The organism is Microcoleus sp. w2-18bC1 (assembly GCF_036700365.1).
Taxonomy (GTDB): Bacteria; Cyanobacteriota; Cyanobacteriia; order Cyanobacteriales; family Microcoleaceae; genus Microcoleus.
Genome location: NZ_JAUBOS010000020.1, coordinates 63,077 through 79,306, shown reverse-complemented (window position 1 = coordinate 79,306; position 16,230 = coordinate 63,077). Strand labels below are relative to the sequence as shown.

Here is a 16,230-nt window from a genome sequence, read left to right as displayed (position 1 = left end):
TCTCCCTACTGCTTGTTTATCAAAGTTAACTACCGAGCTGTTGGACTATCAACTCGGTTAAAGTTTCCGCGTTGACTAAGATTTCTTGACCCTGGGGGGCTAAGTCTGCCGTGCGGTAGCCCTGGGCTAAAATTTTTTCGATGGCTTGAATTAGCTTGATAGCCGCATGGGTTTCCCCCCACTGCTGAAGCATTAAGACAACTGCCCCCATCGTTCCTAGAGGATTGGCAATACCCTTCCCGGCAATATCTGGTGCTGTGCCGTGTATGGCTTCATAAAGACCGAACCCGCGCTCGTTCAGACTGGCAGAGGGTAATAACCCGATGGAACCTACTAATGCTCCTCCGATATCGCTGAGGATATCCCCAAATAGATTTCCTGCTAGAATCACATCAAATCGCTTAGGCTCCCGCACGAGTTGCATGGCTAAGTTATCCACTAGCATTGGCTCTACTATAACATCAGGGAAATGTTCGGCTTCCTCCTGCACTAAACGGCTCCAAGGGATTTGTGGCAGAGCATTTTCTTTATGGGCAACGGTAAGCAAACCTCGGCGCTCTTTTGCTTTGCCTAGAGCTACTTTAGCGATGCGGCGGATTTGCCAGTCGTAGTATTTCATTGTATGAAAGCCATAATAGCCATTGTCGTCTTCTGTTCGTCCTGATAGTCCAAAATAAATTCCGCTTACGAGCTCTCGAACAAATAATATATCGGCTCCTTGAATCTTGTGCGGCTGAAGGCTGGATTTATCCAATAAAGTTTCAAAGGGACGCACGGGACGAAAATTGATAAAAAAGTCGAAGTGTTGGCGAAGTTCGAGAATCCCGCCTCTCGTGACGGCTCCGAATAAAATTCCATCAGCACCTTCGCATAGTTGGGCGGTTTGGTCGGGGAAGAATTTTCCAAATTCATTGAAGGCAGGTTGTCCAATTAAGGCATAGTCTATAACTACAGAAAACCCTTCTAGTTTTGCTAAATGCAGGAGAACTTTTAAGGAAGCGTCTACCACTTCTGGCCCGATGCCTTCGCCAGGGAGAGCTACCACGCGATAAGGCTCAGTCATTGAAAAATCCTCCCTCGAATAACTCGACAACTTCTTCTGGGGAAAAGCACCGCTGCTCTTGAATGGAAAGGGATTTGATTTTGTCTCGCATTCGGTTGTAATCTTCTGGAGTAAGCGGTTTGTTGAGTTGCTTCTCAAACAGGTATTGAAAATTGCTAGAACCGCTGCATTTGCCAAACCAAATTTCTGGATGGGCGTGAGGAAAAATATGGTAGCTATCTGGGTCGCGTAAGAAGCCATTAACGTGAATGCCGCTTTCGTGACGAAGGGCAGCTTGGGAGTAAGGGGAAGCAGGACGAACTCCTAGTGAATCGAGGTAGTCTGTGACTTGGGAGAGCGCTTCATAATTAATGCCCTCTACTTCTATCCCAAAGCGCAATCTAAGTCCATTTAAGACTTGCTCTAGTGGGATATTACCCGCCCGTTCGCCAATGCCTCGGAATGTGCCTGAAATCATTGAAGCTCCCGCGATGACAGCTTGGAGGGTATTTTCGAGAGCCATGCCTAAGTCATTGTGAAAATGCACTCCTAAAGCTGCATTGTTGACCAATTCTAGAATGTCGCGAACCCATACATAAGTTTTCTCTGGAGTGAGGATGCCCATTGTGTCGCAGAGGACAAAGTGTTCGATGTAGGGTTGAAATTCGCGAATGCACTGAACTAAAAAGTTAAAATCAGCCCGGCTGGCATCTTCGGCAGCAAACTCTACTTTTAAACCGACTTCTGCACTCGTAGCATAGCGCAGATTTTCCAAAACTTTATTAATCATGTTCTGACGGACGCGGCAGACAAGTGCATTAGGGAGATTGTCATCCTCTATTTTCTCTGGGTGCGCTGTTAAATTGCGGACTTCTGCATCTCTTAAAAGTAAAAGGCGATCTGAAACGGCATAGAAGAGGATAATTCGTTCTATTCCGCAAGCTTTAGCTCGATCGATAAATTGTTTACCAAGCATTGTGGAAGCCGTCATGGTGCTGCCTAAGCCTTCTGCTACCAAGGTTTTTAGTAAATGTTCTTCGGTTTCGTGAACGGCTGGCATTATTGCTATTTGGTGGATTCCTGCTTGGCTGATGAGTTTGGCTAAAGTTTTCTTAGTTTCATAAGGAAAGAAAAGCCCAGCTTGTTGTTCGCCATCGCGGAGGGTTTCGTCAGACATGATTAAGGGAAGTGTTGGCATAGGATATCTCCAAAAAAATAGGGTTTCTACTGTTATCAATTAAGATTTACAAGCCGCGCTAAATCGCATCTGGTAATTCGCGTTCCACAAACCGCAAGCGCGGATATCGGTAAACGGCAACTGTCACCCCTATAGCTAGAATTTCCATCGTAATAAATAGCAAGCCAATACCGCGGCCCGGCCCCACGCCAATGATTTGACCGATGCTTCCAGCTAATAAACCATCAGCCGCCATGAGAGGTTCAAAGATTCGTTCGGCTAGAGGGCCAGCCACAACATAGGCGAGGGGGATGCACGAGAAACAAATCATATTAATTGTGGCAAAGACTCGGCCTTGAATATCGGGAGCCACTTTTCGGAGTAAGATGGCATCGCACCAGCCATTGATGAAAGGTAAGCTGAAGAAAAACAAAAAGAAAGCCAGAGCAAAAAGGGCGGCATCGGCGCGTAATCCCAATGCTAAAATGCACAGTTGGCTGAGAAAGGCAAAACCAAATACGCCACGGATTAAAGTTCTGGGACCTCCCCAAATACTCATAACTACACTACCCAGCAGCATCCCGGCACCGCCGAGAGATTGAATGGTTCCGAGAACAGTAACAGAAGTAAAAGAAAGTACCAGTGGCGGGAATAAAACTTCAATCAGTCCAAAAACAAAATTATTGATAGCGAAAACAATTAGCAAAGCTAAAAGTCCGGGTCTAACAGTAATATAAGTCCAGCCTTCAAGTGCCTCGCGCCAGAGAGAGGCTTTTCCATTAACTGGAACCGCAGCAGTCTTAGCGTCAGGAAAGCGAACCAGCAATAGGGTGGTGAGGGCAAACAGGAAGGTGGCAAAGTCAATTAAAATGACACCTTCAAGTTGGACGATTCCCAGCAAGAATCCTGCTAGCAGCGGTGAAATTAGCTGGGCGCACGCTTCTCCTGATTGAACCATACCGCTAGCACGCGGCAAGTGTTCCTTCGGTACTAATAAAGAGGTCGAAGCAGTGTAAGCTGGCAACTGAAAAGCTTTACAGACGGAACTGAGGCTGACGGCGAGGTAGATGTGCCAAATTTCAAGGTTTCCGGTGGTGAGTAATAGAGCCATCGCCACTGTAGTTATCCCCGCGCCGGAGTCAGATAGAATCATGCACCACCGCCGGTTCCATCGGTCAACGAAGGCACCCGCTACCGGGGAAATCAGGATACTCGGCAGCATAGCCGATAGCAAAATCAGAGAGAATTGAGTGACTGATCCTGTACGCTGGTACACCCAAACTCCCAATGCAAAACTTGTCAGTCCCGACCCGATGAGGGATACCAGTTGTCCGAACCAGACAAGAAGAAAAACGCGCATTTTGTAGAATATACCGAATCGCATAGTTATACAATAGTAGTTGGCTCTGGCGCACTCAAAAATCCTATATTCAGGAAATAAGAAAAATAGATATTGAGTAACTCTGCATTGAGAGGCGGGCAACAAATTTCAGTTCCAGACAAAGCTTCTCGCGTATTTTGGTTGTCAAATTTAAATTCAATTTTTTGAGATTCAGCCTCTTCAGAAAACATGGGTAATAGAGAATGCAGAGCATTTTCGGGGAAATAATTAAGATGATGAATCAGTTCTTGACGCCACTTTTTAGTTGAAACTTGTTTAACTGGATAACCAAAGCTTTGTATCCAATTAATTAGATATTCCCAGGATATCTGATGATGATTGGTGATATGAAAAGCCTGTCCCAAGGATGACTTTGCTTGTGATATGCCAACAATAGCTTTGCTCACATAGTCTACAGGAATCATTTCTACCATCATTTCTAACTCAGGGAACATTCCAAGTTGGATACAACCTTTAATCGTCCTAAACAGCCAATCATCTGTAGCCACCGCACCTGTCTGGCTGTGTCCTGCAAAACGACCTAGCCTGTATATGCACACAGGAAGTCCCCTTTCACGAGCGATATTCATTAATTTTTCTGCTACCCATTTGCTTTGACCATAGCCGCTAGTCAACCCTTGACTACTATCGAGAGGGTCTGATTCGGCAATTAACTGACGCTGAAAATAGTGAGGTGAATAGAATACACCAAGAGTAGAAATAAAATGTACAGGCTTGATTTTGATTTGGCTAGCTAACCTGAGAACGTCTTGAGTTGCCGTAACATTAACTGCTTTTAAGGCAGAGTAGGGATAGATAATATTATTGGATTCCCCATTGTGATAAATAACATCAATACGATTGGCTAAATTTTGAAACTCCGCTGCGCTAATACCTAAACGGGATTGAGATAAATCTCCAATTACAGGAATAATTCGAGAACTGAAGGTTGGCTGCCAGAGAGTGTAAAATTCGAGTTGAGTTCGCAACCTGTTTTTTCCTTCATCCGAATTAGAGGCATTAACCAAACAATATATATCAGCCGTCGTTTGCAGAAGCAACTCATATAGTAAATAACTCCCGCAGAATCCTGTTGCGTCTGTTAGAAAAATACATTTTGGTTCGCCAATTTGATTAAACGCTAGCGAGTGAGGCTGGATTTCCTTGTCAAGAAAGACTTCAGCACTTAAATCGAGAATATTGTCGGTCAGATTATCGATTGTTCCTACCTGGCGAATCTTGTCAATCAGTTGGGCAATACCAGCCACAGTCGGAAATTCAAACAAGCGATGTATTGGTATATCTACGCCACAGACTTCATGTAACTTAGACAGCAGCCGAATAACTAATAAAGAATTTCCACCAAGTTCAAAGAAGTTATCGTTAACTCCTACTTGTTTTAAACCCAGTAATCCTGCCCAAATATGGGATACAAGAATTTCCGTAGAAGTACAAGGAATGTTCTTAGACTCTATCATCTCACTCGTATTTCCTGTAGGTACTGGTAGCTGGCGACGATCTACTTTGCCATTGGGTGTTAATGGCATAGCCTCTAACAGCACAAAGCTAGATGGCACCATGTAAGATGGTAGTTTTTGTTTGATAAAATCACGGAGATTACCTGCGAGTATTCTTTGTAAGCTTTTCACCATACCGCTACTTTCGAGTAAATCTTGGTAATTTTGATGCCAAAGAGATTGGGTTTCGGGTGTCAGTATTAGTTGCACGCCTGTTTGTTGTTCTTGATGCCAAGCAATTCTCCCTTTTAAGGGTGACTGTAGCAAATTACTTGGTAGTTGGAGTTGCAAGTGGATTTCTTGACCGGGCGTGGCATCTAATTTCCCTATTAAACCAACACCACCAAAAGAAATATCTCTAGTTTGCAGTAGAAGTTGAGTACCATTACTCAGTTCTACTAAACACTCAATTTGATAAGGTACTCGTTCTGGAAAAAGGTTAGATACTATATAAGCTACTAAATTCTTGTTGGTCGGCACATCTTCTCGATCGATTACCACAGCTTCTCGCACGTTAAGATGCTGGTTCAAAACTGACTCAATTTCCCCTAGCTCAATACGAAAACCACGAATTTTTACCTGATTATCAGTACGACCAACTAATTCGAGATTACCATCGGGCAGGTAGCGAACTACATCTCCAGTTTTGTAGAGGTAAGAACCTGGTTGATTGTTAAAAGGGTTGCGAATAAACCGCTGTTGAGTTAGATCTGGACGGTTTAAATAGCCCCGTGCTAGACCATCGCCACCAGTATACAGTTCACCCGGAACACCAATAGGAACAGGCTGTAGATGAGTGTCTAGCACATATACTTGCGTGTTGGCAATAGGACGACCTATAGGTACAGCTTTAACATCTGCCAAGTTCTTCTCTTTCCAGATATCAGGTTCATAAATTGTAGATGTAATTGTAGTTTCAGTCAGTCCATAAGCATTGAGCCAACGGATGTGATTCCCTACTATTTTCTGCCAATCGATCAATTTGTCTGGTAAAACTTTCTCATTACCAACCACAACTAATCTTAACGAAGAAGGCAGTTGAATCTCTGAACTATCCAGAACAAATACCCACTCATGCCAGTAAGAGGCAGGCAGGTTAAGAACAGTCAGCTTTTCCCGGTTTATTAATTCTTGAAACTCTGCAATAGTTGGAGAAATTGAACCTAGTCGGAGAACGACAGTACCCCCACCGATCCAAGTAGGAAATACCTCTTCTGCTGCTACATCAAAGCTAATGGAAGTAAACTGTAAAACCCTATCTGTTGCTTGCAAATCATAGTGCTTGGCAATGGAGACGCTGTGGTTGACTAAGGCCTGATGCGAAATCAGAACTCCTTTTGGCTGCCCCGTAGACCCTGATGTATAGATGGCATAGGCTAAATTATGGGGCGTTACGTTGCTAGTAGGGTTTTTCTCGCTGGAGCGGGAAATTTCTTCCCAATCAAAGTCTAGGCAAACAACTCGTGCCTGATATTCAGGAAGAGACTCAACAAACCGGAACTGGGTAAGCAGCACTGGCACAGAGGAGCCTTTGAGCATAAAAGTTATTCGCTCAGACGGATAGGCAGGATCTATGGGGACATAAGCACCGCCCGCTTTGAGGATGCCTAAGAGTCCTACTATCATCTCAAGAGAACGCTCTACACAAATGCCTACCAGTGTTTCTGGTTTTACCCCCAGTGCTTGTAAATGGTGTGCTAATTGGTTGGCCTTGGCATTTAGTTCTCGGTAAGTTAGGTGCTCCTCTTTAAAGATTACTGCTACTGCATCTGGTGTTTGTTCTACCTGCACTTCAAATAATTGATGAATACATAGATTCTGAGGATAGTCTTGTTGAGTTTGATTCCACTCCACTAATAACTTGGATTGTTCAATTGCTGTCAAAATGGGCAAATCTGATAGCCTTTGTTCTGGATTCGCTAGAATACCTGCCAATAGCGTTTGCCAATGCTCTATCATTCGAGCAATGGTCGCGGTATCAAAGAGGTCTGTACTATATTCAAAAGCTCCTGTTAATCCCTGCTTGGTTTTCTGTAAAGATAAGCTTAAATCAAACTTAGCCGTATCATTGCTTCCTGGTTCAGATATGTTAAGTTTTAAATCTTGGAGAGTAATATCAGACGTTGATTCATGCTCCATATCGAAACTTATTTGAAACAAGGGCGAGTAGCTTAAGTGACGCTCTGGCTGTAGTGCTTCTACTAGCTTATCAAACGGTAAGTCTTGACGATCGTAAGCTTCTAAGACAACTTGTTTAACTTGTTGTAATAACTGAAGAAAGGTAGGGTTTTCTGATAAATCTGTACGCAGCACTAAATTATTAACAAAAAATCCAATCATTCCTTGAATTTGAGGGTACTGACGATTAGCAACGCTCGAACCAACAACAATATCGAGTTGATTAGTGTAGCGATAAAGTAATATTTTAAATGCTGTGAGGAGCAACATAAAGAGCGTGACCCCCTGCTGCTGACTCAAACTTACGAGTGCTTCACTAATATCTTGCTCAAGGGTAAAAACTTGAGTTTTTCCGCGAAAGGATTGTACAGCAGGTCGGGGGCGATCGGTTGGCAATTCTAACAGCGCTGGCATCCCTGCTAGTTTTTGCTGCCAGTAAGCGAGTTGAGACTGTAAAACTTCTCCCTGTAACCACTGCTGTTGCCACACAGCAAAGTCTACATACTGAAGGTTGATTTCAGGCAGAGTTGGTGTATGATGCTCAACTAAAGCTGAGTAAATTGTGGTTAACTCTTGAACAAAGATATTGACAGACCAACCATCAAAGATAATGTGGTGAACTATTAGCAGTAGAACATTTTCTGTTGGAGTAAGCTGAACTAACTGTGCTCGGAGTAGAGGTTCTTGAGCGAGATTAAACACATACATTACTGACTGAGAAGCTAATTTATCATACTCAAGCTCTCGTTCACTTGCTGGCAGAGGACGAAAATCCACGACTGGCAGCGTAAAATCTCTAGTGACAGCGATCGCCTGAACGGGTTCTCCATCTACAGCAATAAAGTTAGTGCGTAAGATTTCATGGCGATTGATGAGTAATTGCAAGCTTGACTCTAAAGCCGCAATATTGAGTTGACCGCTAAAATGCAAGCCAAGAGGAATATTATAGAACGCGCTGTTCGGCTGCAATTGGTTTAGGAACCAAAGACGCTGTTGGGCAAAAGAAAGAGGGAAGGTGTTGTTTTCTGTTCTGGATATAGGAGCGAGCGCACTGGCATTTTTCTGATTATTGGCTTGGTGCAAAAAGGAGATTATCTCTGCTTTACGCCCATTAATTTCTGACTTGAGAGCAGGGGTGAGTGTCCCTTCAGGAGCGTTGCAACGAAGGCGTTCGCCTTCCATAAATAGGTTGATATCTAGCTTGCGTAGATTATTAATAAACTCAATTGTATTTATCAAAATTCCACCTCTTCTCGGTTATTAATAGTTGTGTTGCTCGTTTCAATATTTTGAGTTGCCCAAGAGATTGCTTCAATGTAGCTAGAAATATCCGCTACGGTTGGAGCTTCAAACAACTTCGATAAAGGCAGATTCAGCCCAAAGGTATGACTCACTTTTGAGAGAAGTTGAGTCGCCAGCAAAGAATGCCCACCTGATTCAAAAAAATTGTCATTTATACTCACTTTCTCTACTTCCAAAACCATAGCCCAGATGGACGCTAGTAATTCTTCTGTAGGAGTCCGAGGAGCTACAAAATCTCCTTTGTGAATTAAACTATTGAGGTCTGGTGCTGGTAATAATTTGCGGTCTACTTTGCCATTGGGGGTCAGCGGTAAGGACTCCAAAGTTACAAAAGCACTAGGCACCATATAGTCTGGTAGTCGCTCTTTCAGAAAATGCCGCAGGTCACCAACGGTGGGCGCAGGTTTCTGAAGAGGGACAGCGTAAGCGACTAAACTCTTTTGGCTGGGAATATCTTCTCGAAGCACGACTGCAACAGAGAGTAAGTTTGGATGTTGACTCAGTGCTGCTTCAATTTCTCCGAGTTCGATCCGAAAACCACGAACCTTCACTTGGTCATCTATCCGACCGAGATATTCGATATTGCCGTCGGTCAGGTAGCGGGCTAAGTCCCCTGTTTTGTAAAGGCGCGAACCCGGTTCATTGCTAAAGGGGTTGGGAATGAATTTCTTATCAGTCAACTCGGGACGGTTGAGGTAACCTTTGGCAAGTCCCACACCCGCAATGTGGAGTTCTCCGGGAACACCGATGGGAACGGGTTGGTTGTGAGGGTCGAGAATATAGATTTTTGTGTTAGCGATCGGACGCCCAATGGGCGGTTTCTGATTTCCGTCACTGCAAAGGGCAACGGTGGCGCAGACAGTGGCTTCTGTTGGCCCGTAGAGATTGAAAAAACGCCGTCCATTTGCCCATCGTTCAACCAAGGAAGGAGGACACTCCTCTCCCCCTACGACAATATTCTCTAAAGTGGGTAATTCCTCATCAGGCAAAGCCGCTAGCACAGATGGCACCAAGTTAGCGTGGGTAATTTTTTGCTCCCTCAATAGCTGGAGCAATGTTAGCCCTGATTGTAATTGTTCTCGTGTTCCAAGACAGAGCTTGCCCCCCGCACAAAGAGCCATGATAATTTCCCAGATAGAAGCGTCAAAGCTAATGGAAGCAAACTGAAGAATTCGACTGTCTGAGTGTATGTTGAATAGCTGGATCTGTGCTGTGGTTAAGTTGCACAGTCCAGAGTGGGCCAATAAGACGCCCTTGGGCTTGCCTGTAGACCCTGATGTGTAGATAACGTAAGCCAGGTTATCCGGCGTTACTGTGCTGCTGGGGTTCTCCGAACTGTGGAAAGCACTTTTTTCTATGTCCCCATCCACACAGACAACACGCGCAGAGTTTGGGGGAAGCAATTCAACCAGTTGCGTCTGGCTGAGCAGCACCGGCACCGAGGAGTCCTCCAGCATGAAGGCCAACCGTTCTTGTGGGTAAGTTGGGTCGAGGGGGACATAAGCACCACCAGCTTTGAGGACGCCTAAGATTCCCACAATCATCTCAAAGGAACGCTCTACGCAGATCCCCACTAGCACTTCTGGCCCAACTCCCAAGCTTTGCAGGTAGTGAGCTAATTTGTTGGCGCGTCGGTTTAATTCCCCATATGTGAGTTGTTCCCCTTTAAATACCAGTGCCACCGCATCAGGTGTTAGAGCCACCTGCTCTTCAAATAACTGATGGATACACTTATCCTGGGGATAGTCAATCGTTGTATTATTCCACTCAATTAATAGCTGGTAGCGCTCTGGTTGTGTCAGTAGGGGCAATTCTGAAATTGGTTGAATAGGATTGACTGCGATCGCTTCCAGTAATATCTGGAAATGGCCTGTCATCCGAGCGATCGTGGCATCATCAAACAAGTCGGTATTGTATTCCCATTCTCCAATTAGTCCCGATGAAGTCTTCTCTATAAACAAAGCCAAATCAAAGTGTGTTATGCCAGTTTCTACTGCTAATGGACTTACTCTTAAGCCTTCCATCTGGATTTCGGGTAATTCGTCGAGCAGCATAAACATCACCTGGAACAGTGGTGTGTAACTCAAAGAGCGTTCTGGCTGCAATATCTCTACTAATTTTTCAAAGGGTAGGTCTCGATTAGCGTATGCTCCGAGCGTTACTTTTCGCACCCTGGACAGTAAATCCTCAAAACTTGGGTTTCCTGCCAAACAAGTGCGTAATACTAGCGTATTAACAAAATATCCAATTAAATCTTTAAATTCGGGACGATCGCGATTCGCAATGGGCGAACCTACACAAAGATCGGTTTGCCCAGTATAACGGTAAAGTAAGGTTTGAAACGCCGCTAACAGCGTCATAAAAATAGTCACTTTTTGCCTCCGACTTAAACCGATCAGAGCCTCGGTGAGTGACTTTGAAATGACAAATCTATAATGTTTTCCTCCAAAGGTTTGTGTAATTCCTCGCGCTCGGTCAGTGGGTAGTTCTAATAAAGGTGGTGCATCTAATAGTTTTTCTTTCCAATAGGTTTGTAGGGAATCTAATACCTCACCTGTCAAGTATTGCCTCTGCCAAACCGCAAAGTCTGGATACTCAGCCGGCAGTGGAGGTAAGTCTTGGGATAAGTCATTGTAGAAAGCTGCTAACTCCCGCCACATGATGCCTAATGACCAACCATCCCAGACAATGTGGTGAGTTCTCAGCAAGAATATATGTTCTGTTTTTGTTAGCTTAAGTACAGTTCCTTGGATTAAAGGCTCGCTAACTAAGTCAAAGGGCTTGTGGGCTTGTTCCGTTGCTAATCGCTGAAATTCTATTTCTCGGTCACTAGCAGGTAGATTGCTTAAGTCTACGACTGGTACTGTCAAAGTCAAACTTTCAGCAATGATCTGAACTGGCTGCCCATTAACCACCGTAAAGTTTGTGCGTAAAGCTGCATGGCGAGCGACGATCTTGTTCAGGCTTTGCTCTAGTGCAACGATGTTCAGTACGCCCAAGAATCGTAAAGCAAATAGTTCGTTGTAAGAAACGTTATTTGGGTCTAACTGGCTCAAAAACCATAGTTGTTCTTGGGGAAAAGATAAAGGTATGTCCCGTTTTTCTGAGACGGGTACAAGGGTTTGTTTAGTATCGTTCGCGCTTGTGTTGCTTTGGGACAGCAACGAGATAACTTTTGCTTTATGCAATACTAATAATTCCCGATCTTCTGATGTCATTACCCCCTTGGGAGCGCGAAAGCGCAACGTATCGCCCTCTAGCCACAATTTGACACCGCGTTCGGCAAGTTCAGCTAAAAATTGATTGAGGTTCATAGTGCGCCCTCCTCCATCTCATAGGAACGTAGTTCGCCACGTCTGCGGACATCCAGCGTCGCGCAATGGAAAGAACCCATGAAAGGATAGTAACTTTCAAACTCGCAAGGAATCGGTTTAAACCCCCAGTCTTTTAATGCTTGAATCGTAGATTCCTGTGATTTTTCCACAATTACTCGCTCTTCATCGAGACTGAGTACATTCATATTGACCCACTGACTGATCACTTTTGTGTCATAAAGTGTCATCGGCGTTCGGTTCGGTTTAGGTGCGAGCAGGATATCCCAAGATTTGAAGTAGTCAGGCAAGTTGTCAACATCTATGAAAAGCGGATTTACTAACACCTTTCCCGGAGCTAAGGGAACTAGGGTGGTGTCAATATGCAAAGCTTGTGGGCAAAGTGATTTAACCTCGTGAACTCGATATTTATCGCCCAGGTGTCGGCGCACCCATTCGATCCCAAGACTGTTAGTGACGTGACTTTTCTGTACAAAAATATCCCGTCCAAAGCGTACAAAGTCTGCGGCATCAAACGTTGGCTCAAACTCAGTGATTACAAAGCGCCTTTCCTCACCTGGAGCGGGAGTTTTGTAATCTGGGTCGTATTGTGTATCGAGTAGCTGCGGTTTTGGTGCAGCGACCCACTTGGCTCCTCCCTTTAAGTATTCTTTGAGTAGGGAGCGGTAAGCCCACGACTCGAAATAACGACTGCGATCGGCCATTGGAGCTTCAATAATTTCATTCCCAATTACCAAGAAAACGTCGCGGGGATTTGCTGAACAAAAGCCATTCATGACTTCCCAATCTGGTGTGCGGAAAGAGGCAGAGTAATCAACAATATCTGGGCGACGGACAATAACTCCTTCGGATTCAAGAATATGAGCAAATCCATCGACACACTTGGTAGCAGCCTGAACGAGCCACTCTGGGTAGGGGAGCGGCTGTTTCTCCGTCCGCTTGGCTAAGCTCTCCATTTGTTTCTCTTGACCGGGAAGCACGGTAGCGCGATGAATGGTATGCCAGGAGGGAACCATCGCTCCATCGACGATGCCAACAATAACTTCCTCAAGTGGGTCCCATTCATTGTAAGAACACACGGGAGATGGGTTAGTAACTGTGGCGGAGCGATCGAATGACTTGGGGGAGGCGAATTCAGTGACTGTTCTTTTTTCTAAAGGCTTAAGATCCTTGTGTGACTTATCGTTGCGTAAAAGTTCAAGCTGTTGAGACATTAATTGAAGCTGTTGCGCGATAATTCTTTCTACACTCGTCTCAGATTCTACATTTTCATTTGCTTTTTTCATTGTTTTATATTGGGGGACGGCTACTGCTACATCTAATGTTTGGGCTTGAGCTAGTTCTTGGGGGGATTTACTGGAAGTGAGTTCTTCGATTGTATCAAGGAATTTTAATTCAAAATTTGGGAAAGTTGATGATTCCGAGTCTTCCAACCCATTTTTCTCGATATAATTAGCTAGAGTCTCAATAGTTTCTAATTCTTCAAAAAACTGTTGAACTTCCACCTTGACCCCAAAATTACTTTTAATGCTTTGCATTATTTCTAAAAGAAGGAGTGAATCCGTCCCCAGTTCTAAAAAAGTGGCAGTGGCATCTATTTCATCGCTTTCTATTTGAAGCAACTTCGCTACCAAAGAACGTAAGGTTGAGCGAATGCTATCTGAGGGTGTAGTTTTTAATCCGGTATCTCTGTGTTTAGCTGGGGAATTAATATCCATTTTTAGATTAGATATATTAGTTTGTGATGGATTTAGCTCCATCGTTTCACCATATTCATGTAGCGCGTGACGATCTACCTTGCCATTCGGTGTTAATGGCAGGGCATCTAACATCACGAACACTCCTGGAATCATGTGAACGGGCAGTTTCTCTTTGAGAAAACTGCACAGATTGCTGCGAGAAATCGCCCTAGCGTCCCTAGGGACAATGTAGGCTGCCAGATATTTGCGGTCTGAAACATCTTGTCGCGCCACGACCACAGTTTCTAAAACTGCTGGGTGTTGAGACAACACTGCCTCAATTTCGCCGAGTTCGATACGGAATCCGCGAATTTTTACTTGATTATCGATGCGACCAATAAATTCGATGTTGCCATCTGGGAGATAACGAGCTAAGTCGCCAGTTTTATAAAGGCGATCACCTGGTTCATTGCTAAAGGAGTTGGAGATAAATTTCTCTTTAGTCAAATTGGGACGGTTGAGATATCCTCTTGCTAGACCAACACCCCCGATATGGAGTTCTCCCGGAACGCCAATTGGTACAGGTTGCATCTGCTCGTTAAGCAAATAGATTTTTGTATTCAGTACAGGCTTACCAATTGGCGTATTGCCGCTTCTCACTTCAAAAGAGCTAACAGAATACAGAGTGGCACAAATTGTAGCTTCTGTTGGCCCGTAACCGTTAATAATGTACAATCCCGGAATTTCCTTGCTTAGCGATGTCAACAACCGAGTGGGAATGGGTTCTACTCCTACGAGCAATCTACGCAAAGAAACCTTATGCGTTCCTTGCAAAACTCTTTCAGAAAGCTGATTGAGCATGAACGGAGGAATGTAAGCACTGTGAATTTGATGAAAATTTAACCAGTCAAGAAATGTCTGAGTGTCTGAGCGTACATTGTTTGAAACTATATAGAGCGTTCCTCCGGCTAATAACGCTGAAAATATTTCATAGACAGAAACATCAAAACTAATTCCCGTCCATAAACTACACCTATCCCCGACAGAAAGAGGCTGTTTGCTCTGGAAATCTGTGTATAGGTTAACAACTCCGGTATGACAGCAACAAACTCCTTTTGGTCTACCTGTAGAGCCAGAGGTGTAGATAACGTAGGCTAGGTTATCAGGCGTTACACTGCTACTAGGATTTTCCTTGCTTTGTTGGACAATTTCTTCCCAGTCTTTGTCCAAGTAGACGACATACGCAGAATGTGGAGGAAGTTTCTCGATTAGCTTCGACTGAGTGAGCAGCACCGACACAGAAGAGTCCTGTAGCATGAAGGCCAAGCGCTCAGACGGGTATGCGGCATCGAGTGGAACGTATGCGCCCCCAGCTTTGAGAATCCCCAGAAGTCCCACTATCATATCGATGGAGCGTTCAACACAAATTCCCACCAAAACTTCTGGCCCTACACCTAACTCTTGTAGATAATGGACCAGTTGGTTTGCCTTAGCATTCAATTCTAAGTATGTGAGTTGCTGACTTTCAAAAACAACCGCTATGGCATCAGGTGTCCGTTCTACCTGTTCCTCAAATAGCTGGTGGATGCACTTATCTTGGGGATATTCTCTTGTAGTGTTATTCCACTCGACTAATAACTTATACCGTTCGGCGTCTGTTAAAGTTTCTTCGCTTCTAAGTTGCTGTTCTGGATTAAATGCTGAAATTTCTGATTTATTTAAAGGAGCTACCATGTGTCTAAGTTTAATTACAAATAAGAGAGTTCTGAGAGCGAGCGTCACATTGAGGGCAATTTTGTAGTAGCAATTTGGTGGCTTGCCCTAACCGAGTATAAATGCGTAAGTTTGAGGAAAGCTAAATGAGAAAACCTAGGCGTAACGCCCAATCCAGCAAAGAAACGGAGAACAGGATACCGCCCTCGGTATAAGAGGTTTACAACGGCTAACAGGAATATCCGGGAATTTTTTTATCCAATCAAGTTAAACCTTATCCAATGCTAGAACTTGTTGGGAATAATGCCTGAAGCTACGGCTTCCACCACCCCTGGATTTTCTTGCGGATAGGTGCTTTCGTTGTAGTTAAGAATGGTCATAATCCTGGTCATTAAATAATTTGTGTGGTCAATTGGCAGGGGTCTAATCAATGCTCATTTCAGTTCCAATCGCAGCCAATTTAGGCACGTTGCTATTGTTGGATAATTTTGTTAAGCAATAGGTGAATTATGCTATTGCTGTTGTGTTCGTAGATCACTCGCTTTGACTTGGAAGACAGCTAACTGCACCCACTGTCCTCCCAAATCATTCGGTACCTTTCAAAAAGTTGGCTCAGTACGAAATTTATTGCCGGACGTTGCTATTGCACCCATACGTCCGCTCTTGAATGCCTGGATCACACTAAGAATCTGATTTTGTGAGCCCCTACCCCCTATAGATTCAATTTAATCTTTTTGCCAGCTACACTCATCAGCTTGTTATTTGTCATCTATCTCTAGACATACTTAAGATAATTCTTTGGATAGATGCTTGTCAAGGGAAATCAATAAAATTTGTGTAAAGAAAAGGTCATGGAAGGTAAAAATTCAACATTTCCTGGTTTGGACGTGAGTAACGTAGAAAAAGCTT

Annotated in this window: 6 protein-coding genes; all 6 read right to left on the bottom strand. The window is 44.1% G+C overall.

Annotated elements, in window-relative coordinates; all coding sequences use genetic code 11:
- Positions 1-25 precede the first annotated feature (25 nt).
- From QT979_RS13645 to QT979_RS13620, 6 genes are read right to left on the bottom strand one after another with little or no spacing between them, the layout of a single operon-like run.
- Positions 26-1,063, bottom strand: a complete 1,038-nt coding sequence (locus tag QT979_RS13645) for a 3-isopropylmalate dehydrogenase (RefSeq protein WP_333310530.1) — start codon at positions 1,061-1,063, stop codon at positions 26-28.
- Positions 1,056-2,240: a 2-isopropylmalate synthase gene (locus QT979_RS13640; RefSeq protein ID WP_333310527.1), complete on the bottom strand. Its 1,185-nt coding sequence runs from the start codon at positions 2,238-2,240 to the stop codon at positions 1,056-1,058. Before QT979_RS13640 ends, QT979_RS13645 begins: the two co-directional genes overlap by 8 nt.
- Before the next feature lie 58 nt (positions 2,241-2,298).
- Positions 2,299-3,579, bottom strand: a complete 1,281-nt coding sequence (locus QT979_RS13635) for an MFS transporter (protein ID WP_333310525.1) — start codon at positions 3,577-3,579, stop codon at positions 2,299-2,301.
- A 26-nt stretch (positions 3,580-3,605) separates the two neighbouring features.
- Complete coding sequence (locus QT979_RS13630; protein WP_333310522.1) at positions 3,606-8,534, bottom strand: amino acid adenylation domain-containing protein; 4,929 nt, start codon at positions 8,532-8,534, stop codon at positions 3,606-3,608.
- Positions 8,531-11,911: an amino acid adenylation domain-containing protein gene (locus QT979_RS13625; RefSeq protein WP_333310520.1), complete on the bottom strand. Its 3,381-nt coding sequence runs from the start codon at positions 11,909-11,911 to the stop codon at positions 8,531-8,533. The genes QT979_RS13630 and QT979_RS13625 overlap by 4 nt, the downstream gene beginning before the upstream one ends.
- Positions 11,908-15,342, bottom strand: a complete 3,435-nt coding sequence (locus tag QT979_RS13620) for an amino acid adenylation domain-containing protein (protein ID WP_333310518.1) — start codon at positions 15,340-15,342, stop codon at positions 11,908-11,910. The genes QT979_RS13625 and QT979_RS13620 overlap by 4 nt, the downstream gene beginning before the upstream one ends.
- Positions 15,343-16,230 lie beyond the last annotated feature (888 nt).